The sequence below is a fragment of the Streptomyces sp. NPDC034043 genome (genome assembly GCF_055575675.1).
Genome location: NZ_JBVISF010000001.1, coordinates 724370 through 744564, shown reverse-complemented (window position 1 = coordinate 744564; position 20195 = coordinate 724370). Strand labels below are relative to the sequence as shown.

General features: G+C 74.2%; 18 protein-coding genes. 6 read left to right on the top strand and 12 right to left on the bottom strand.

What is annotated here, in order from left to right; genetic code table 11:
• Positions 1 to 47: 47 nt before the first annotated feature.
• On the top strand, positions 48 to 1016 hold the full coding sequence (locus tag ACZ51S_RS03810; RefSeq protein WP_468475614.1) for a glycosyltransferase family 2 protein: 969 nt from the start codon (positions 48 to 50) through the stop codon (positions 1014 to 1016).
• Positions 1017 to 1071: 55 nt separating this feature from the next.
• On the opposite strand, the gene ACZ51S_RS03805 is transcribed toward ACZ51S_RS03810, so the two are convergent.
• From ACZ51S_RS03805 to ACZ51S_RS03795, 3 genes are all read right to left on the bottom strand, one after another.
• Positions 1072 to 2310, bottom strand: a complete 1239-nt coding sequence (locus ACZ51S_RS03805; protein ID WP_468959501.1) for an ATP-grasp domain-containing protein — start codon at positions 2308 to 2310, stop codon at positions 1072 to 1074.
• A 109-nt stretch (positions 2311 to 2419) separates the two neighbouring features.
• Positions 2420 to 2977, bottom strand: a complete 558-nt coding sequence (locus ACZ51S_RS03800) for a nucleotidyltransferase domain-containing protein (protein WP_468959499.1) — start codon at positions 2975 to 2977, stop codon at positions 2420 to 2422.
• A 63-nt stretch (positions 2978 to 3040) separates the two neighbouring features.
• Positions 3041 to 5482 (bottom strand): SpoIIE family protein phosphatase, encoded by a 2442-nt coding sequence (locus tag ACZ51S_RS03795; RefSeq protein ID WP_468475611.1) that lies wholly within the window; start codon positions 5480 to 5482, stop codon positions 3041 to 3043.
• 132 nt (positions 5483 to 5614) lie between these two features.
• Here ACZ51S_RS03795 and ACZ51S_RS03790 point away from each other — a divergent pair, with 132 nt between their 5' ends.
• Both ACZ51S_RS03790 and ACZ51S_RS03785 read left to right on the top strand, forming a co-directional pair.
• Positions 5615 to 6157: a hypothetical protein gene (locus ACZ51S_RS03790; protein ID WP_468475610.1), complete on the top strand. Its 543-nt coding sequence runs from the start codon at positions 5615 to 5617 to the stop codon at positions 6155 to 6157.
• 1 nt (position 6158) lies between these two features.
• Positions 6159 to 6761 (top strand): hypothetical protein, encoded by a 603-nt coding sequence (locus tag ACZ51S_RS03785; RefSeq protein ID WP_468802897.1) that lies wholly within the window; start codon positions 6159 to 6161, stop codon positions 6759 to 6761.
• Between the two features lie 45 nt (positions 6762 to 6806).
• Here ACZ51S_RS03785 and ACZ51S_RS03780 read toward each other — a convergent pair whose 3' ends face one another.
• The 4 genes from ACZ51S_RS03780 to ACZ51S_RS03765 all read right to left on the bottom strand — a co-directional run bounded on the left by ACZ51S_RS03780 (position 6807) and on the right by ACZ51S_RS03765 (position 10759).
• The gene (locus tag ACZ51S_RS03780) at positions 6807 to 7031 is read right to left on the bottom strand and encodes a DUF6213 family protein (RefSeq protein ID WP_388937793.1); all 225 of its coding nucleotides are present in this window, start codon (positions 7029 to 7031) and stop codon (positions 6807 to 6809) included.
• Positions 7032 to 7101: 70 nt separating this feature from the next.
• Positions 7102 to 9222 carry a xanthine dehydrogenase family protein molybdopterin-binding subunit gene (locus tag ACZ51S_RS03775; RefSeq protein WP_468802896.1) on the bottom strand — a complete coding sequence of 707 codons (2121 nt, stop codon included), beginning with the start codon at positions 9220 to 9222 and terminating at the stop codon, positions 7102 to 7104.
• 56 nt (positions 9223 to 9278) lie between these two features.
• Positions 9279 to 10271, bottom strand: coding sequence for an FAD binding domain-containing protein (locus ACZ51S_RS03770; protein WP_468802895.1), 993 nt, complete (start codon positions 10269 to 10271; stop codon positions 9279 to 9281).
• Complete coding sequence (locus ACZ51S_RS03765; RefSeq protein WP_468478161.1) at positions 10268 to 10759, bottom strand: (2Fe-2S)-binding protein; 492 nt, start codon at positions 10757 to 10759, stop codon at positions 10268 to 10270. Before ACZ51S_RS03765 ends, ACZ51S_RS03770 begins: the two co-directional genes overlap by 4 nt.
• A gap of 155 nt (positions 10760 to 10914) precedes the next feature.
• Between ACZ51S_RS03765 and ACZ51S_RS03760 the strand changes: the two genes are divergently transcribed.
• Positions 10915 to 11118: a CsbD family protein gene (locus ACZ51S_RS03760; protein ID WP_388937787.1), complete on the top strand. Its 204-nt coding sequence runs from the start codon at positions 10915 to 10917 to the stop codon at positions 11116 to 11118.
• Between the two features lie 131 nt (positions 11119 to 11249).
• Positions 11250 to 11792 carry a DUF6328 family protein gene (locus ACZ51S_RS03755; RefSeq protein ID WP_468478160.1) on the top strand — a complete coding sequence of 181 codons (543 nt, stop codon included), beginning with the start codon at positions 11250 to 11252 and terminating at the stop codon, positions 11790 to 11792.
• A 12-nt stretch (positions 11793 to 11804) separates the two neighbouring features.
• Here the strand turns inward: ACZ51S_RS03755 and ACZ51S_RS03750 are convergent, their stop codons facing one another.
• From ACZ51S_RS03750 to ACZ51S_RS03730, 5 genes are read right to left on the bottom strand one after another with little or no spacing between them, the layout of a single operon-like run.
• Positions 11805 to 13013: a type III PLP-dependent enzyme gene (locus ACZ51S_RS03750; RefSeq protein ID WP_468478159.1), complete on the bottom strand. Its 1209-nt coding sequence runs from the start codon at positions 13011 to 13013 to the stop codon at positions 11805 to 11807.
• Complete coding sequence (locus ACZ51S_RS03745) at positions 13010 to 14815, bottom strand: IucA/IucC family protein (protein WP_468478158.1); 1806 nt, start codon at positions 14813 to 14815, stop codon at positions 13010 to 13012. Before ACZ51S_RS03745 ends, ACZ51S_RS03750 begins: the two co-directional genes overlap by 4 nt.
• On the bottom strand, positions 14815 to 16092 hold the full coding sequence (locus ACZ51S_RS03740) for an MFS transporter (protein WP_468478157.1): 1278 nt from the start codon (positions 16090 to 16092) through the stop codon (positions 14815 to 14817). The genes ACZ51S_RS03745 and ACZ51S_RS03740 overlap by 1 nt, the downstream gene beginning before the upstream one ends.
• The gene (locus ACZ51S_RS03735; protein WP_468802893.1) at positions 16089 to 17858 is read right to left on the bottom strand and encodes an IucA/IucC family protein; all 1770 of its coding nucleotides are present in this window, start codon (positions 17856 to 17858) and stop codon (positions 16089 to 16091) included. The genes ACZ51S_RS03740 and ACZ51S_RS03735 overlap by 4 nt, the downstream gene beginning before the upstream one ends.
• On the bottom strand, positions 17855 to 19051 hold the full coding sequence (locus ACZ51S_RS03730; RefSeq protein ID WP_468802892.1) for an ATP-grasp domain-containing protein: 1197 nt from the start codon (positions 19049 to 19051) through the stop codon (positions 17855 to 17857). The genes ACZ51S_RS03735 and ACZ51S_RS03730 overlap by 4 nt, the downstream gene beginning before the upstream one ends.
• Positions 19052 to 19298: 247 nt before the next feature.
• Between ACZ51S_RS03730 and ACZ51S_RS03725 the strand changes: the two genes are divergently transcribed.
• Positions 19299 to 20147 (top strand): (2Fe-2S)-binding protein, encoded by an 849-nt coding sequence (locus ACZ51S_RS03725; RefSeq protein ID WP_468959496.1) that lies wholly within the window; start codon positions 19299 to 19301, stop codon positions 20145 to 20147.
• The last annotated feature ends 48 nt before the right edge of the window (positions 20148 to 20195 follow it).

Genomic DNA, 20195 nt, shown 5'->3' with positions numbered 1-20195 from the left:
TGACGGACTGTGCTTCAATGTGCCGACTCGACGAAGGGGAGCGCGCAATGGGCAAGGTCAGCATCTGTATCCCGGTGTACAACCGGCCTGCGGAGGTGGAGCGCGCCGTACGCAGCGCCCTCGAACAGACTTATAGCGATATTGAAGTCGTCGTCGTTGACAATGCGAGTACGGACGAAACCTGGGACGTCATCACGAAAATCGCGGAATCCGATGCGCGGGTCCGGGCGTACCGCAATGATTCATTGCTGCCCCGGGTCCTGAACTGGCGTCGCTCACTCGAATTGAGCGAGGGTGAATACGTCAAGCTCCTCTTCTCCGACGACTGGATATCCCCGGACGCGGTGGAGCGCTCGGTGGAGGTGCTCGACCGGTCCCCGCGCGCCGGATTCGTGTTCACGGCGATGACGTGGCACTACGAGCGGCCGCAGACCTGCTACCGGCACCGCGAGGGGCGGATGTCCTCGCTGGAGTTCCTGGTGCGGTCGGCCACGGTCGAGGACCAGGTGCCCGTCAGCGCCTCCTGCACCCTGATGCGCAGGGCCGATCTGCTCGACGTCTTCCAGGACGAGCTGCCCAGCAACCTGCCGTTCGAGTTCAGCCACGGGCTCGGGCTGGACGGCACCCTGCTGTGGCGGGTGGCCGACCGGTACCCGTACGTCCACCACATCGCCGCCGGCCTCGCGCACTCGGCGGACCCGCACTCGGGTGAGCCGAACACCCGGATGCAGATCGGCGCGGAGCGCCACGAGATGATGTGGTGGGCCTACCGCAACGCCTTCGCCCAGTCGCTGCTGGCCTCACGGCGCCCCGCGCACCACCTGCGCGCCCTGCGGACGGCGCTGCTGGTGTCGTGCGTGCCGCTGCGGCCGACGGCGGTGGCGCTGCGCAACTTCCGGCTGTTCCGGCTGATGTTCCCGGGCCGCTGGTGGGACCTGGCTCCGCTGGCCGCGCCGGTACGCGCCCTGGTGGCACGACGGCTGCGGGAGCCGCTGGACCCCACGATCCCGCTGTGACCGGCGGCTCCGGGGCCGGGTCCGGCTCCGGCTCCGGCTCCGGCTCCGGCTCCGGTCAGGCGTAGTCGAGCCGGATGGCCGTGTCGATGGCTCCGAGGACGGTCCGGAGCCGGTCGTGGTCGGCGGCGGTGCCGTGCACGGTGCCGAGGTGGCCCTCCGTACCGGCGCGCCAGTGCAGGGCACGGCCCGCCGCGGCGTCGGCCTTGACCTGCCAGACCTCCTCCATGCCGGCCACCTCGTCGAGCCCCCGGATCCCGGCCAGGGTGGCACCGGCATCGGCGGGCGGAGTCACGAAGTAGACGAACTCCACGCCGCCGAAGGTCAGTTCCGGGATCTCCGGCGGAAGACCGAGGGCGGCGCGCAGCGCGGCGCGCAGCAGGTCGAAGCCCGTCGAGCGCCGCAGCAGGGCGCCCACGTAGCCGCCCATCCGGCCGTTGACCTCGATCAGCCGGGGGCCGTCCGGGGTCAGCTTGATCTCCACGTGGGTCACGCCGTCGGTGATCCCGAGGGCGCGCAGGGCGGCGTCCGTCAGCTCGAGCACCTGGCCTGCCAGCGGCTCGGGCAGGGCAGCGGGCTGGAACATGCCCGTTTCCCGGAAGGGCTCGGCGAGCGGGAGCTTGCCCGTCACGCAGACGTGTCGGACGGTGCCGGCCGAGCTGACCGACTCCACCGACACGTAGTCACCGAATCCGGGCCCGGCGGCGTCCGGGTCCCCGGCCAGCAGCTCCTCCACGACGAACTCCGCGTCTCCGCCGGCCAGGAAGTCGGCGGCGACGGCCAGGGCCCGTTCGGCACCGTCGACGCGGCAGGTGTCCACGCTGCCCGCCCCGCTGCGCGGCTTGAGGACCGCCGGCAGGCCGACCTCGTCAAGGGCCGCCGCCACCTCCGCCACCGTCCGTACGGCCACGCAACGGGTCGACTGGACGCCGGCCTCGCGCAGCCTCGCCCGTTGCCGCTCCTTGTCCACCAGGGCGGCCACCACCTCGGGGGTGTGGAAGGGCAGTCCGCAGGCCCGGGCCAGCTCCGCCGTGGCCGCGAGGCGGTATTCGCTGAAGGTGGTGATGCCGTCGGGGCGCAGCTCCCGGAGAGCGGCGCGGCGCCGGTCGGGCGTGAGCCCGGTGACGTCGAGCACCCGGGCGACCTCGCCGAGCCGGCGCACGACACCGGCCGAGCCGGGCAGGTCCTCGTCACAGACGAACACGACGGAACACAGCTTCCGGGCGGAGGCGAGGACCTCCATGTATCCGGCCGACCCGCGGTCGAACACCACGGCGAGGAGGGGTAGTTTGCGCATGCGTCCACGCTAGGCGGGCCGCCCGGCAGCAGGCTCGAGCTCCCGTCGAGCCCACGTCGACGCCCGCCGCCGCTTCACCGGCCCCGCTCCGGCCGGGCGCTGAGGCGGCTCACGCCGGGTGCGGGTCCCCGGCCCGCAGGGCTTCCTCCAGGCGGCGGATGTCCTCCGCGTCCTTCGCCCGGCGGGGCCGGCCCGGGATCCAGACCGGCGTCATCCGCTTGATCTCCACCTGGACGCGCGGGCTGACGATCGCGCACCGCAGCGCGCCGATGCGGCCGGCGGGAGCGTCCAGCATGCCGTCCGGCCACGGTAGCCCGGCCCACGGCCCGCCCGCGACGACGGGCCGCCCCGAGGGATCGCGGGCCAGCAGGGCGAAGCTGCTCTCCTCGCCCTGTTTCACGAAGTCGAGCTGCTGGCCGGCCGGCGGACCGGGTACCGGCCGGTACCCGCGGCGCAGCAGTGCGCCGGTGAGGGCGGGGGCGTCCTCGCTCCAGGCGAACCAGTCGATGTCCTCGTGGTCCCTCGTGGGCTCGCCCAGGAAAAAGTCCATGGCCCAGCCCCCTCGGAGCCGGACTTCCAGCCCCAGGGCCCCGGCGATCCCGGCCGTCTCGGCGATCAGCCGCAGTTGACGGTCGGTGCGTTCCACGTTCGTGATCGGAGAGGCCATGACCGGCAGGCTAAGCGGCGTTCCACCGGCTCGCAGCCCGATATCGCCGAGGCGGGCAGCGGGTCAGGTGTCCTCGGGGACGTTGACGTCGAGGACGCAGATGTCGTCGCGGTTTCCCGGCCGCAGCGCCGCCAGCGAGCGGGCCAGGGTGTCGCCCCGGCCCTCACGGAGGAGGCGCAGGGCGGTCTCGGCCAGGCGGGCGAGGCCCTGTTCGATGTCCTCGCCCGGGTTCTCCACCAGACCGTCCGTGTAGAGGAGCAGGTGGTCTCCCGGCAGCAGGTCGATCGTGTCCTGGCCGTACGTGGCGTCGAACGCGGCGCCCAGGAGGCTGCCGTCGGGCTGCGGCAGGTAGCGGGCCTCGCCGCCCCGGATCAGCAGCGGCGGCAGGTGGCCGGCGCGCACCCAGGTCAGCCGGTGGTCCCAGGGCTGGTAGCGGCCCATCACCATCGTGGCCGTGGCGCTGTACGGATCTCCCGCGGTGTGCATGAGCAGGGTGTTGAGCAGGCGCAGGACGTCCGGGAGGGGGGAGCCGGTGATGGTCATGCCCTTGGTGGTGAACCGCAGCTGGGCCATGGTGCCGACCGCGCTCAGGCCGTGTCCGGCGACGTCACCGACGACGAACAGGGCGCTGTTGTCGGGGAGTTCGATCGCCGAGTACCAGTCGCCTCCGACGTTGACTCCGCTGTCGGCGGGCACGTAGGCGACGTCCACGCGCAGCCCGGCCAGCTCCAGCGACTGCTGGGGGATCGGCAGGAGGGTGTCCTGGAGGCGGGCGGCGAGGGCGCGTTCGGCCTTCAGCATGCCGCGCTGGACCAGGTTGGCGCGTTCGCTCTCCAGCAGGGCCTGTTCCGTGTCCCGCTGCGCGGTCATGTCCTGGAAGAAGCCGTGCACCTCGATGGGGCTGCCGTCCGCGTCCGTCTGGGCCTCCGCCACGATCCTCAGGTGCCGTACCCCGTGGCGGGTGGTGATCCGGAACGGCTGGTCGATCGCCCTGGCGTCGCCCAGCAGCCGCCGCACCGCCGAGGACAGCCCGGGCAGGTCCTCGGGGAGCAGGTGCCGGGGCAGTTCCTCCAGCTTCATCGGGCCCAGCGCCGGATCCCGGTCGAAGATCGCGTAGACCTGGTCGGACCAGGTGATGGTGTCCGTCACCAGGTTCCAGCCGGCCCAGCCGAGGTTCCCCAGCCGCTGCATGTCGGCCAGCCTGCGGGTCTCCCGCTCGCTCGTGTCGTGGCGGATCCACGAGACCACCAGCCGGTCCCCCAGCCGGGCGGCTCGCACGGAGTACACGGACTGCTGCGGCACCCCGGCGGTGACCTCCTCGTAGACGAAGGGCTCGCCCTCGTACACCGTGCCCGTGGCCAGCGTCTCCAGGTACCCCTCCCACAGGGGGGTGCCCGCCACCGTCGGGTAGGTCTCCAGGACCCGCCGCCCGACCAGTTCCTTGCCGCGCCGGCCCGCCACGTCGACCGACTCCGACGACGCCGCCTCGATCCGGTAGTCCTCGACCTCCCCCGAGGCGGAGCGCAGCGGAGTGAGCAGGACCGCGGGTCCGGCCAGGGCGTCGAAGACGGTCTGGACGGCGTCCACGTCCGCGTCCAGCGGGTCGGGGCCGCGGAGCCGGTGGTCTTCGCGCAGGAGCCCGCCGCAGAGCCGGACGGCCCGCCTGAGCAGGGTGCGGCTGCGGGCGTCGAAGGGGCCGTGCCGGGTGCGGAAGAAGCCGACGACCGCCGTCACGGGCCCGTTGCCGGGGACCGGGAGCCAGGCCCGCGAGGGCCACCGCTCGGGGGGGTCGCCGATCAGCAGGTACCGGTCGCCGTCCCGGTCCGGGTCCTCCAGCCAGACCGCCTCGCCGGTGCCGGCGGCCTCCAGCGCGGCGACCCCGCTGAGCGGCGGGATGTGGCTCCACCGTTCGGCCGTCGCGTCCCCGGCACCGGCGTGGCCCGCCAGCTCCAGGCTGCCGGCCGGGGACACGTTGTAGATCATCACCGCGTCCACGTCCTCCGGTTCACCGAGAGCCGAGCGCAGCAGCTCCGCGACCCCGTCCGGGGTGCGGACACCGGCCAGTTCCCGGGCCAGCCGGGCGAGGATCCGCCGGTTCCCGGCGGGGCGTCCCGCGCCGATGACGAACCGGCCCGTGCGGAAGACCGAGCCGGAGTCCGGCTCCGGCGCTTCGGGGGCCGGCGCCTGCGCCCGGGCGGGGCCGGCCGCGCGCGGCGGCTCTTCGGCGGGGCTCCTGCCCGTGCGGCCCAGGGTGATCCAGCATTCCTCCAGGAGGCTGCGCCCGTGCTGGGCTGCCCGGTCGAGCAGCAGCTGATGGGCGACGTCCGCCGGGACGTCGGCCTGGGCCATCACCACGCCCTTGGCCCGCTCGAGGACGGCCGTCACCGACGCCACGCCCTCCAGGTCGACCACCTCGGCACGCAGCTTGGCCACCACCTTGGCCAGCGCGAGCACCTCCGGGGCCGCGGCGTCACCGGCGGCGCGAAGCACGGACTCGCCCTCCATACGACGAGGATGCCACGCACGGCTCCGGTGGGCGTGCGGAACGGCGGGGCCGGCCCCGCGTCCGGGTTTGTCCGGGGGCAGGGCGGGCAGCCGCGCTATACGGGTTACAAGGCCCCGGGACGGAGGCCCAGGATGTCCACAAGCACACTCATAGCGGTCATCGTCGTCGCGGTGGTCGTGGTGATCGCACTCGCCGCGATCATGTGGCTGCTGGCACGGCGGCGCCATCTGCGCGACCGCTTCGGTCCGGAATACGAGCGCACGGTCGAGGAGAAGGGCGGCTCGATGGCCGCCGACCGCGAACTGCGCGCCCGTGAGGCGCGGCATGACAAGCTCGACATCAAGGAACTCCCCCCGGACCGCAGGCGCCACTACGCCGAGCAGTGGACGGGCGTCCAGGAACACTTCGTGGACCGTCCGGCGGGTGCCGTCGAGGAGGCCGATGACCTCGTCTCCCGGCTGATGCGGGAGCGCGGCTACCCCACGGAGGGGTACCAGGGAGCGGTGCGCGACCTGTCGGTCGAACACGGCCGGACGCTGGAGCACTACCGGGCGGCGCACGACGTCCGGGCCCGGAGCGTGGACGGCCGTGCGACGACGGAGGAGCTGCGCGGCGCGATGGTGCACTACCGCGCCCTTTTCGAGGAACTGCTCACGGATCAGAGGAGCCGGTGAGATGCGGAACCATGACGAGAACGAGTCGGCCGGGCGCACCCCCCTGAGCACGGAGGACCTCGCCGGTCAGGACACCGAGGGGCGCGACGTGCCGGTCTACCCCGGCGAGGCGGCCGGAGACCTCTCCGGCGGCGCGGACGAAGGCGCCCCGGGCCGCGACGACGCGGACGAAACCGTCTCCGGCCGTCACGAGGAAACCGTCTCCGGCCGGTACGACGAAGGCCTGGCCGGCCGGGACGACGACGTCACGGCCGTCCCGGGCGCCGGAGGCATGACCGGGGGCGCGGGCGACGAGAGCACGACGCAGGAGGCCGTGGAGCCTGACGCGGGGGACGACCAGCCGCTGCTGTCGGCCGAGGAGACCGAGCGGTACCGCACCGCGTGGGGCGAGATCCAGGGCCGCTTCGTCGACGACCCCAAGGACGCGGTCACCTCGGCGGACGGTCTGGTGGCCGAGTTGATGCAGAACCTCGCCGGGACGTTCGCGGCGCACAAGCAGGACCTGGAGGGCCAGTGGCAGCGAGGTGACGAGGTGGCTACGGAGGACCTGCGGATGGCCCTCCAGCAGTACCGGTCGTTCTTCAACCGGCTGCTGAAGACCTGAGGAGGCCACCGGCGGACCCCGTACGGGGTGCTGTGCGGCGGGCGGTCACTGCGAGGCGCAGCCGATGCACTCGACGTCGATCTGATCGGCGAGCTCGGTCAGTACGTCGGCCAGTTCGGACACCGTCTCCTCATCAGCCGGCAGCTCGCCCGTCTCCGTGGCGTGCAGCCAGTCCGCGGCGAGCTGGCGCAGCAGGGCGGTGACGTGGTCGGCGGGGATCAGCAGACCACCGTCTTCGGCGGGGAACAGCGGTATCGAGACCTGGATCATGGGACTTCCTCCCGGACGGCTCCTTAACGGCGGCTACCCGCGCTCCGGGAGGGCAACCGTCGCCCGGGGCTCAGGTGCCGGCCGGGCCGTCGGCCGCCTCCAGGGCGGCGAGGACCCGGTCGGGGGTGAGGGGCAGTTCGCGGATCCGGCGGCCGGTCGCCCGGGCGAAGGCGTTGCCGATGGCCGCGGCCGCGCCCACCGTGCCGATCTCGCCGATCCCCTTGCTCCCCATCGGGTTGAGGTGCTTGTCGTGCTCCTCGACCCAGTACGCCTCGATGTCGGGCACGTCCGCGTGCACCGGGACGTGGTACGAGGCCAGGTCCCTTGCGGTGAAGTCGCCGTACGCGGGGTCCAGCGGGGCGTGCTCGGTGAGCGCCATCCCCAGGCCCATCACCATGCCCCCGACGAACTGGGAGCGGGCCGTCAGCGGGTTGAGGACGCGGCCTGCCGCGAAGACGCCCAGCATGCGCAGCACCCGCACCTCGCCGGACACGGTGTCGACGGACACCTCGGCGAACTGGGCGCCGAAGGCGTGCCGGGCGTACGGCGAGCGCTGTTTGGCGGCTGCCGTGGTGTCGGCGGAAGCGCACAGGCCGCCCTCGGGCACCTTCCCGTCGCGCCGGGCGAGTTTCAGCGCGAGCGCCCGGCACGCCTCGTGCACCGCCCACCCCCAGGACGCGGTGCCGGACGAGCCGCCCGCCAGGGATGCCGGGGGCAGTCCGGTGTGCCCGACCTCGCAGCTCACCCGGTCGGGGGACACGCCGAGCGCGTCGGCGGCCACCAGGGCCAGGACGGTCCGCGCCCCGGTGCCGATGTCGGTGGCGGCCACCTCCACCCGGTAGGTGCCGTCCGGCAGGGCGTGGGCCAGCGCCTGGGAGGGGACGGCCAGGGCCGGGTACGTGGACGCGGCCACGCCCGCACCGGTCAGCAGGGCGCCCCGGGTCTGCGGCCCGCGGGTCCGCGGCCAGCCGAAGCGCCGCGCGCCCTCACGCAGGCAGGCGACCAGGTTGCGGCTGCTGTACGGGCGGCCGCCGTCCGGCTCGGCGGAGGGTTCGTTGCGCACGCGCAGCTCGACGGGGTCCACGCCCACCGCGTCGGCCAGTTCGTCCATCGCCGACTCCAGCGCGTACATGCCGGGGGTCTCTCCCGGTGCCCGCATCCACGACGGGGTGGGCACGTCGAGCGGGACGACGCGGTGCGCGGTGAGCAGGTCCGGGGCCGCGTACATGACCCGGGCGGGGACGGCCGCCTGCTCGACGAACTCGCGGATGCGCGAGGTGTGGGTGGTGACCTCGTGCGCCAGGGCCGTGAGGGTGCCGTCGGGCCGGGCGCCGAGGCGCACCCGGTGCAGGGTGGGGGCGCGGTGCCCCACCACCTCGTGCAGGCCGCCGCGGGGCAGCGCGAGCTTGACGGGCGTCCCGGTGTGCCGGGCCGCCATCACGGCGAGCACCACGTGGGGGCGGGTCGTGCCCTTGCATCCGAAGCCGCCGCCGACGTGCTCCGAGAACACGGTGATCCGGTCCTCGGGCAGCCCGAAGAGGGAGGACAGGTCGGCGCGCACGGTGCAGGCGCCCTGGCTGGAGTCGTACACCGTCAGCCGGCCCTCGTCCGCCTCCCAGACGGCGGTGGCGGCGTGCGGCTCCATCGGGTGGTTGTGCAGCGGGGGCACCGCGTACCGGCAGTCGACGCGCACCGGGGCGGCGGCGTACGCGGCGGCGGCGTCGCCCCGCTCCCGGCGCCCGGGATAGCCGCCGTTGGCCTTCTCGGGCGCGTAGGCGTCGGGGTGGTCCTCGTACAGCCGGACGTCGGGGGCGGGGCCCTCGGTGTCGTACGTGACGGACACGGCCGCGGCGGCCTCCCGGGCCCGTTCGAGGGTGCCGGCGACGGCCAGGGCCACGTACCAGCCGTGGTGCGGCACCCGGTCGTCCTGGAGCAGCCGCAGCTCCGGGTCCTCGGCCGGTCCCAGCCGGGGCGCGTCGGAGGCGGTGAGCACGGCCGCCACTCCGGGCAGCGCCGCGGCCGCGGCCGTGTCCACGCGGACCACCCGGCCGGCGGCGACAGTGGCGGCCACCGGCCAGGCGTACAGGCAGCCGGGCGGGGTGTGGTCGGCGGCGTAGCGGGCTGCGCCGGTGACCTTCTGCGCGCCCTCCCGCCGGGTCGCGGGCGAACCGAGCGCGGGGAAGCCTTCCATGGTCTGTCTCCCTCTTCCTTCTCCGCCCTGGCGGGCGGGGCGGGTGCCCGCCGGGGTCAGTGCTGCCCGGGTGCGGCGAGCCGGGCCAGTACCTCGCGGGCGAGGTTGCGGGCGAGGAGCACCTTGAAGGCGTTGTCGCGCAGCGGACGGGCCGCCTCCAGCTCGGCGTCGACGGCCGCGCGGACGGCGTCCGGCGTCGGGCGCTCGCCCAGCAGCCGCTGCTGCGCGACCCGGGCCCGCCAGGGCCGGTGCGCGAGTCCGCCGAAGGCGAGCGCGATCCGTGCCACCCGGCCGTCCCGCACCTCCAGGACCGCCGCGACCGAGGCGAGGGCGAAGGCGTACGAGGCCCGGTCCCTGGCCTTGCGGTAGGCGGACGGCACGCCGAAGGCCCCGGGCGGCAGCAGGACCGCGGTGACGAGCTCTCCGTGCCGCAGCGTGGTGTCCCGTTCGGGCTGCTCCCCCGGCAGCCTCAGGAAGCCGTCGAGCGGCACCGTGCGGACGCCGTCGGCTCCGGTGACCTCCACCTCGGCGTCCAGCGCGCTCAGCGCCACCGCCAGGTCGGAGGGGTGCGTGGCCACGCACAGCGGGGAGTGGCCGAGCACGGCGTGTTCGCGGTTGACGCCGTCGAGGGCCGCGCAGCCGCTGCCGGGGGCCCGCTTGTTGCAGGGCTTGGACACGTCCTGGAAGTAGCCGCAGCGGGTGCGCTGGAGCAGGTTGCCCCCGGTCGTGGCAGCGTTGCGCAGCTGTGCCGAGGCCCCGGACAGCAGGGCCTGGGAGAGGACGGGGCAGCGGGCCCCGGCCAGCGGGTGGGCGGCGAGGTCGGCGCCGCGGACCCCGGCGCCGACGCGTACCGCGCCGTCGGCGGTGGTTTCGATCCCGCCGGGCAGGAGGCGGGCGACGTCGACGACGGTGTCGGGCCGCTCGACGCCGAGCTTCATCAGGTCGACGAGGTTCGTGCCGCCCGCGAGGTAGGCGGAGCCGGGCCGGGCCCCGTGGGCCTCGGCGGCCTCGGCGAGGCTCGCGGGGCGGACGTAACGGAAGGGCTTCACGCGATCACGTCCCGCACGGCGTCGACGATCCGGGGGTACGCGCCGCACCGGCACAGATTGCCGCTGAGCCGCTCGGCGATGGCCTCTCGGGTCAGTTCGGCCTCCTCCGCGGCCGCCTCGGCGAGCATGCCGACGGCCGAGCAGAGCTGGCCGGGCGTGCAGTAGCCGCACTGGAAGGCGTCCCGGGCCACGAAGGCCTCCTGGAGGGGGTGCGGCCGTCCGTCGTCGCCCGCGAGGCCCTCGACGGTGGTGATCCGCGCGTCTTCCTGGGCGACGGCGAGGAGCAGGCAGCTGTTGAGGCGCCGCCCGTCGACGAGGACGGTGCACGCCCCGCACTGACCGTGGTCGCAGCCCTTCTTCGCCCCGGTGAGGTCCAGTCGCTCGCGCAGCGCGTCGAGCAGGGTGGTGCGGTGGTCCAGGTCGAGGACGTGCCGTTCGCCGTTGACGTGGAGCGTGACCTGTGCGTGCGTGGCCCCGTGGCCGTCCATGACGAAACGCCTTCCTCTCCGCACGGTCCCCCCGCCCGGTGAGGTCTAACCGGGCGGCGGCCCCGCGCCCCGCCGCGCCGCCCGGTTCCACCCGATCGGATTCGGACGGCCGAAGCTGGGCAGACGCCGTGCGGAACCCTCGAAAGGAGTTCACCATGGCGGAGAAGGCCAAGGGCAAGATGGAGCAGGCCAAGGGCAAGGCGAAGGAAGCCGTCGGCAAGATGTCCGGCAACGAGCGGATGAAGACCGAGGGCAAGGTCGACCAGGCCAAGGGCAAGGCCGAGGAGACCATCGGCAAGGCCGATCAGCGCGCACGCGGAGTCGGCGACTCCCTGCGCGGCCGTCGCCGCGACACCTGACCCGCATCCCGTACGACGTGCCCCCTGCCGGTCCGGCAGGGGGCACGCAGATCTCAGGAGGTGGCGGCCATGCACCCGGATGCCGCGGCCCCCGCCCTCGGCGGTGCGACGTGATCGCCCGGGCGTCGAACGTGGGTCAGCGCCAGGAGACCTGCGACGAGCGCGCCGACCGGCTCTGGCTGGAGCTGATGCACGAGGTGCGGGTGGTGCTGACCGCCGTGCAGCTGCTGCTGGCCTTCCTCCTCGCGGTGGCGTTCACGCCCGCCTTCGGGCACCTGGGCGGGACGGACCGGCAGCTGTACCTGGTCTGCGTGCTGTGCGGGGTCGGCGCCATGGCGGCGCTGACCGGGCCGGTGGCCCTGCACCGCCTGGTGACGGGGCTGCGGCTCAAGCCGGAGACCGTCGTCTGGGCGTCACGGCTCGTCGCGGCGGGCATGGCCCTGCTGCTGGCGATGACCTCCCTGGGCATCCTGGTGCTGCTGCGCCAGGTCACCGCTCCGGGCACCGCGCTGCTCCTCGACGCCGCCCTGGCACTGTGGTGCGGCGCCTGCTGGCTGTTCCCGGCCGCCCTGCTGCGCCGCCGCCGGACCCGCCCGGGCACCGCCGCGGCGGCCGGGGCCGCCCGCCCCGGCCGCACCCCGGTGCGCTCCGGGGCGGGACGGGCGGGACTCTGACGACGTGCCGCCTCAGGCCTCCAGGAAGTGGAAGCCGGGCCGGGGGTGCATCAGGAAGTCGTGGTGCGAGATGTTCCAGGCGTAGGCGCCCGCGAGGCCGAAGGCCACCCGGTCCCCGGCCCGCAGGCCCGGCGCCTCCACACCGCGGGCGAGCAGGTCCTTCGGGGTGCACAGCTGGCCGGTGAGCGTGACCCGCTCGGCGCCGGCGGCCGGCCGGGGCCAGGGGTGGGGCCACTCGGCCACGGGGAAGACGGTGCAGGGCTGGTCGTGGCCCTTGGTGGCGGGGGTGCGCAGGTGGTGGGTGCCGCCGCGGACCACGGCGAACTCCTCGCCGTGGCTGTGCTTCACGTCCAGGACGTCGGTGGCGTACCAGCCGCAGTACGCGGTCAGGGCGCGGCCGGGCTCGATGCGCAGGGTCAGGCCGGGGTGGGCGTCCACGAGTTCGCCGAGGCCGGCGCCGTAGGCCGCCCAGTCGAAGCGGGATTCCGGGTCCGCGTAGTCGACGCTCATGCCGCCGCCGACGTTGACCTCGGCGAACTCGACGCCGTGGCGGGCGGCGAGGCCGGTGGCCCAGGTGAGGACGGATTCGGCGACCGCGAGCTGCTCGGGGGCGTCGAGGCCGCTGGCCAGGTGGGCGTGGACGCCCAGCAGGCGCAGCTGCGGGTAGGTGCCGTCGGTGAGCAGGCGCACCGCGGTGTCGGCCTCGGCGGGGTCGAGGCCGAAGGGGGTGGGGCGGCCGCCCATGGCCAGGGAACTGCCTTCGAGGGAGGCGGCGGCCAGGGGCAGGTTGAAGCGCAGCAGCACTCCCGGCGCGGTCCCGACGGGTGCGTTGCCCGCGACGAGGTCGGCCAGCACGCGCAGTTCGTACAGGCTCTCCACGTGGAAGCGTTCGACGCCCAGTTCGAGGGCGGTCACGATCTCGGCGGGGGTCTTCCCGGGACCGCCGAAGGCCAGCGGGCGCCCGGGGACGGCCTTGCTGACGTGGGCGAGTTCGCCGCCGGAGGAGACCTCGTACCCGTCGACGTACGGTTCGAGGGCGGCGAGGATCTCCGCCTCCGGGTTGGCCTTGGCCGCGTAGTACAGCTCGACGCGCTGGGGCAGTGCGGCCCGGACGGCGGCGGCGTGCGCGCGCAGTGCCGTCAGGTCGTAGAGGTAGGCGGGCAGTTCCGTCGCCGGGAGGTCGAGGGCGCGTTCGCGCACGGCGGGGGTGGGGGCGGTCAACGGATGCTCCGGGTGGCGTCGGCGTGGTCGTCTTCGGTGTGGTTCCGCAGGACCTGGGAGAGCACGTCCTCGGCGAGCGGGGAGGCCAGGCGGACGTAGCCGGCCTCGCGGTCGGCCTTGCGCTCCCAGCGGGTGAGCAGGTTCGCCTTGGCGGGCAGCGGTACGCCGGCGAGGAGGGCGGCCAGGCGCGGCGGGCAGCCGTACCGGTCGGCGTGCTCCTGGACGGTGGTGCGGACCTGCGCCCACAGGGCGGCCTCGGTCTGCGGGTGCAGGTCGGCGAGGGCCGCGAGCATCTCGGCGACGTGGTTGACCAGGAGGCAGTACACGACCCGGTCCCAGCCGCGCTGGGCGTCGTACGTCATGGGGCCGGCGACCTCGGCCGGCAGCGCGGCGAGGAGTTCGGCGTGGTGCTCGGGGACGAGCTTGGTGCCCTCCAGGTCGCGGAAGAGCACCTGGGCGGGCATGCCCTCGTCGTCGACGCAGACCACCACGTTCTGCAGGTGCGGCTCCAGCACCAGTCCGTGGTCGAAGTACGCGGACAGGACGGGCGGGACGAGCAGCTTGACGTACGCGGCCCACCAGTCGAGGGCGGCCTGCGGGTCGGTGGTGTCGACGAGGCGGGAGATGTGCCCGGGGCCGGTGGGGTACTCGTCGGCGACGGCCGCGGCCAGCAGCGGGGTGGTGCCGGGCATGAGCCGGCTGAGCAGGCCCTCCCGGACGATCACGCCGAAGCCTTCGAGCAGGGCGCGGTCGGGGGTGCCGTCGGGGCCCGGCAGGGCGAGGCTGCGGTAGGCGGGCTCGCGGAGCATGGCGGTGCCGGGGAAGCGGGTCTCCAGCTCCGCGAGGACCGGCGCCAGCAGGCGGGTCAGGGCGACGGCACCGGAGAGTTCGTAACTGGCGTTCTTGCGCAGGCAGTTGGTGATGCGGACGTTGAGGCTGAACTTGAGGAAGGTGTCGCCGTCGTACAGCGTGCGGACCGAGGCGGTGGCGGCGAAGGGCTCGCCGCCGTCGCCGAGGTCCAGGATGTCACCGCGGTCGAGGGCGTCGCGCAGCCCGGGGTGGCCGCTGAGCATCTCGTACTGCCACGGGTGCGCGGGCAGCAGCCGGTAGCCCTCGGGGACCTCGGCGCGGAGCCGGTCGAGCGGTCGCGTCGCGCCGTCCTCGGCGGTCTCCTCGATGAGGAGGTGCTCGCGGACGGCGAGGTGGCGCAGCCGGAAGGAGGCGCCGGTCTCGGGCGCGTACGAGAGCCAGGAGGCGGTGTCGCCGCTGCGGGCCTTCGGGGTGGGGTGGAAGCGGTGGCCGAGCACGAGGGACTGCTCGGACTCCAGGTAGGCGGCGAGTCCGTCGCCCTCGCCGACCGTGGTGGCGGTGGCGGGGCGGCCGGCGCGTACGGCGAGCGCGGCGGACACGGCCTCGTGGCTGGAGGCGATCTGCTCCAGGAACTCCTCGTTGCGCACGTCGGTCCGCAGTGCCAGTTCGTCGTGGACGTACTCGGCGAGGCGGCGCCAGCCGACCTGGACCCAGCCGTCCTCCCGCCGCTCTCGCACCGGTCCGGTGAACCGGTGGGCGCCGATCAGCGAGGTGCGGCGCAGGGCGGCGCGCAGCAGCACCCCGCGGCGGGGCAGCCACAGCATGAGGTGGCCGTCGGCGACGGCGGTCTGGTGTTCCGGTCCGGACAGCTCGCGCAGCAGGCAGTTCAGGAGGGTGTGGGTGACCGCCTCGTCGGCGGTGGGCAGCCCGGCCGGGGAGACGGAGGCACGCGCGGCGACAGGGTGGGCACCGATTGCATCGGTCAGGGACATCAACGGCTCCAGCGGGTGCGGAGAGAGCGGAGGGAACGGACGTTCAGGGCCGGGAGGGCGGTCGCGCCGACGGTGACCAGGGCCACGGCGGTGCCGGTCAGCACGGGCGCGGAGGGCCCGTACAGGCCGTTTCCGACGGCGGCGGCGAGGCCCGCGACGACGGCTCCGGCCTTCGAGAAGAACTCGATCGAGCCGAACAGCCCGCCGGGGGCGCGGCCCTTGGCGCAGTCCGAGGCCATGACGGAGAGGCAGACGAGGCCGAGGGTGAGGCCCGCGCCCAGCAGCAGGCGGACGGCGACGAGGCCGGCGAGCGAGTGGGCGAGCCCGTGCCCGGCCAGCCCGAGGGCTATGCAGGCGAAACCGAGCGCCACGCCGAGGCGGGGGCGCCGGTGGAAGCCGGAGTGCACCCACATCGCGGCGGCGAGGTAGCACAGGTGGGGCAGGGCGAAGAGGACGCCGGAGACCAGCGGTGAGGTGCCGGGTATTCGCTCTTCGATAAGGGAGATCAGGTACGGGAAGGAGATGACCGTGGAGAAGACGAAGGCGAACTCCAGGGCGTAGAGCCCGCGCAAAGAGGTGACGCGCTCGCGGCCCGTCTCTTCGGCGGCGCCCGCGCCCGCCGCTTCCGCGGGCGCGGGCGTACGGGGCTTCGCGCTCACGCCGCGGGATTCCGGCAGTGCGGCGATCAGCACCGCGGCCGTGAGCGGGAGGACGGCGAGCAGCGCGTACTGGCGGTGCGGTGACATCCAGGGCGACAGGCTGCCGACCACGATCGGGGCGAAGACCAGCGCGGCGCGCGCGGCGCCCTGCATCAGGGTCAGCGCCTTGGACAGCTGCGGGCCCTCCAGCGAGGCGCCGAGGTAGCCGTTGGAGGCGGCGAAGGTGCCGCCGAGTATGCCCTGGAGCACCAGGGCGACGGTGAAGGTGGCGATCGAGTCGGCCCAGCCGGCCAGCAGGAAGGAGGCCGCGAGGCCCAGCTGGGCCCTCAGCAGCAGCCGCTTGCGGCCGAACCGGTCGGCGAGCCGTCCCCACAGGGGGGCGCCGACGGCGGCGAAGATGGTGGGGACGATGTAGAGCACGCCGGCCCAGCTGGCGTCGCGGTCGCCGAGTTCCGGGAGGATCTCGGTGAGGAAGGGCGGCAGGCCCAGCGCGGCGAAGGAGGCCACGAAGTAGCAGCCCGCCACCGCGTGCACCTGCCTGCGGCCGAGGACGGGACGGGGTTCCGGCGCGGCGGCGGGGGCCGCCTGGAGCTGGTCCGTCGGCGCTGCGGCGCTCATCGCGGACCCCCGCCCCGGAGCAGGTAGTTGGGGCCGGTCGTGTAGTGCTTGTTGATGTCGGCGGCGCCCGAGCGCTCCTTGCTGAGCAGGGTGCCGGCGCTGACCATCGCCTTGACCGGCAGCTGCGGGGCGTCCAGGACGTGGGCGCGGAGCACGGCTCCGGGCTCGCCAGGTCGGGTACCGAGGCGTTCGGCGGCCTCGGCGAGCCGGTCCCGTACGAGGTCCAGCAGCACCCAAGCCTCGGCGCGGCCGTGCCGGGCCAGCCCGAAGGCGTACGAACCGGCGCACAGGTGCAGGGTGATGGTGGTGAGCAGGTCGGTGAGCGGGCGGTCGTCGTCGCAGAAGGCGCGGGGGTCGTCGAAGCCGAGGGGGGCGTCGGCGCCGAGCGTGGCGCGTACGCGGGCCGGGTGGACGCGCGGGCCGTCGTCGTCCTTGAACAGGAGCCGGACGCGGGTCTCGCCGGCCGGACCGTGGTCGAGGACGAGGGAGACGTTCTGCTGGTGGGACTCCAGCGCTATGCCGTAGCCGAACAGGGTCGTCTGCCAGTCGATGAGCAGCCGCAGGTAGGCGTCGAGCAGGGCGATCGGGTCCCCGCCGTAGAACCGGTCGGCGAGGTGGTCGATCAGCAGCCGGCCGCCGGGGGCTTCGGCGAGGAGCGCGGCGAGCGGGGTGACGACGGCGTCCTCGAGGCCGGCCGGGTAGCGGCGGCAGAGGGCGGCGAGGAGTTCGTGGCCGGCGTGGGCGTAGACCGTCTCGTCGGCGTGCAGGATGACGCCCTGGAAGCGGGGTTCGCGCGCGACGACGGTCTCGATCAGCCGCTGTCCCGCGACCCCGTCGGCGAGGAAGCCGGGCCGGATGATCCGGCGGTTGCGCAGTCCCAGGGTGGCGGTGGCCATCGGGACCTTGATGTGCAGGGTGGGGTCGGCGGTGACGCCGACCGTGCGCATGGACAGCGTGGGGACGACTTCGAGGTACGGGCGCTCGGCGAGGACGGCACGGCCGGCCAGGCCCGCCGCGTCCAGGGCCTCGCGCAGCGGCGCGCCGACGGTGAGCGGGTGGACGGGGAGGGCGAGGTGGCTGTGGTCGAGCTCGGGCAGGCCGAGCGCGGCCGGCGTGGGCCAGACGTCGGGCAGCGCGGCGGGCCCGCCGGCGACCGTGAGGTCGCGCTGCGGCACGGCGATCCAGCGCAGCGCGAAGCGCGGGTGGAACTCGGGTGCGTAGGCGCGCAGTTGGTCCTCGTCCAGGCCGGAGCGGCCCCGTGCGGTGGGGTACACCGGGTGGTCGAGGCGCGCGGCGAGGGCGTCGTGGGCGAGTCCGCCCGTGAGGCCGGTCCAGTGCGCGGGGTCGGTGCCGTGTTCGGCGGTGAGGCCGTCGGCGGCCTCGTCGGCGGTGTCGGCGTGCAGCCGCATGGTGGCGAGGGTCTGGCGGCACTCTTCGGCGAAGGCGTCGAAGCCGCCGCGGTCGACGGGGTCGGCGAGCGCGCCGAGGGCTTCGAGGACCTCGTCGTGGGTGGTGAGCTCGCGGCCGTCCGACTCCCGGGCGAGCAGCGGCAGCCGGGCCGCGTACACGCTCTGGTAGCCGTCCGCGGTGACCGGAAGGAGCAGGGCGTCGCCGTCATCCGCGGGCAGCCGCAGCCAGCGGCCGTCCGCGCGGTCGACGGCGGTGGTGCGCGTGCGCAGGCCTACGACGTCCTCGCGCAGGAGCGCCCCGAGGACGCGGAGCAGCAGCTCCGCCTCGGTGGTGCCGGTGCGGGTGGTGGTGTTCACGGGGTGATCTCCCAGCGCTGGGCCGCGAGGAAGTCGGCGACGACGCGGTCGAGGGTCTCCTGGTCGGTGTTCCGGCCCAGCGCGCGGAGGGCGCCGATGAAGTCGCGGTTGGTGTTGTACAGCTCGTGCCGCTCCCCCACCGCGCGCAGCGGCCGGTAGGTGAGTTCGATGCCGTCCACGACGAGGTCGGCGGCCTCGGGCGCGGCGGTGAGCGTGCCGGCGCTCTGGGCGCAGGGGTTGTCGACCAGGGCGACGCCGTCGGTGCGCATGCCGAGGTCGGCGGGGAGGGGCTCTCCGAGGTGGGTGCGCAGGACGTGCTCGAAGAGCGGGATGTCCAGCAGCTGGGCGAGCATCAGGTCGGCCTGGTCGCCGATGGCCCGGTAGTTGACCTCGATGATGCGGGCCCGGCCGTCCTTCACGACGAACTCGGTGTGGCAGATGCCGAAGCCGACGCCGAGGGCGTCGAGCTGGGCGAGGACGTGCTCGACGACGGCGTCGGGGTGGGCGCTGACGAAGGTGCAGCGCTGCTCGATGAAGTACGGGGGCGGGGAGAGCCGCGTGCGGAAGCCGCCCAGTACGTGGCGCACCCGGCCGTCGCCGAGGGTCTCCAGGCTGCACAGTTCGCCGGCCAGGTACTCCTCGACCACCAGGGCCGCCTCCGGCCGGCGGGTCTGGATCTCCTTGCAGCGCTGGACCAGTTCCCCGGGTCCGTCGGCCAGCACCACGTCCTCGCTGGCTACGCCCTCGCGGGGCTTGACCACGCACGGGTAGGGCACGTCGAGGGCGGTGAGCACGGTCGGGTCCTGGCCGGCGGCCAGTTCCGTGGACCAGACGGCGTCGAGCCCGGCGGCGGCCAGGTGGCGGCGCATCTCGGCCTTGTCCTTGACGCGCAGCGTCGCCCGCCAGTCCTTGGCGGGGAGGCCGAAGTAGTCGGCCGCCAGGGCCGCCTGGGTCTGGAGGTGGTCGCTGTTGGTGAAGACCGCGGCGGGCGTGCGGTGGGTGGATATGCGGGTGATGACCGCGCGGAAGTCGCGGACGTCGCACTCCAGGACCTCGGCGTCCGGCGCCGAGCGGCGGTGGCCCTCGGGCTGGTCGGTGAGGATCGTGACCTCGAGGCCGAGCCGGGCCGCGGCGGGGAGGAACCCCTCGGTGACCGAGTCGGTCGGGTTGAGTGCGAGCAGGTACAACCGCATGGGCTGGAGCCCCTTCCGAGTGCTGAGCAGTGGCGGTGCACGTGGTGGCTGTTTTCCGGCACGCCGTGGTACCGACGTCCTTCACTGACGCCGGCGAAGGTCAGCTTAGGTTAGCCAACCCTTAGCCTCAACTTGCCCCTGCGACACGGGACCTGACACGGCACCCACGATCGTAAACCATTGGGTTAAGGTAAGGCTTACCTATCAGCTAACACCGGAGCTTCGTGCCGCACATGATCGAGAACCGATGACCGCACTCCCGCGCACCACGCCCGGCAACGTGGCCGCCGCCGTGCTCGCGCGGACCTACGGGCGCCTCGCGGACCTCTGCCCGGCGCTCGACGCCCGGGTGGCCACCGCGGCGGCACGGCCCGGAGGACTCGTCGGCGGCGACCGGCTGGCGGAGGACCAGGAGGCCCTGGAGGCCTTCGTCGCCGCCGAGGCCGCACGCATCCGGTCCGGCCACGGGCACGAACCGCGCCCGGACGTCGCCGCCTCGCGCGCGCTGCACGACTACCTCTGGTCCGTCAGCCTGCTGATGAGCGGCGCCTGGTACCTGGAACGGCGCGTACCGCGCGTCCGCCCGCGCGAGGTGCGGATCGACGTGTCGGCCGGCACGTTCGAGATCGTGCCCGGGACGGCGTTCGCCTGTCTGCCCGGCGACCCGGCGGCGCACCTTCCCGGTGCGCGGCCCGTGGCCGGGGAGGAGGCGCTGCGCGCCGAGCTGCGCGCCGCCGTCGCCGATCACGTACGGCCGCTGCTGGCGGCCTTCGGGCCACGGGTGCGGCGCCGCGACCGCGCCCTGTGGGGGATGGCCGCGGACGACCTCGTCTCCGGGATCTGGTACCTCGGCCGCGTCCTCGGCCAGGAGGACCGGGCGGTGCGGGAGGCGACCGAACTGCTCCCCACCGCCATCGCCCCCTTCCCCGGCGGTGCGGACTTCAGGCGGCTGGAGACGCGCGACGGGCGGCTGCACCCGACGCGCACCCGGCTCGGCTGCTGCATGTACTACACGCTGGAGTCGGCCCGGGCGTGCGCGACCTGCCCCCGGACCTGCGACGACGAGCGGATCCGCCGCATCGAGGAGACGGACTGACGACGGACCCCTCCCGGACGCCGAAAGGCCCCGGCCACGTACGGGAGT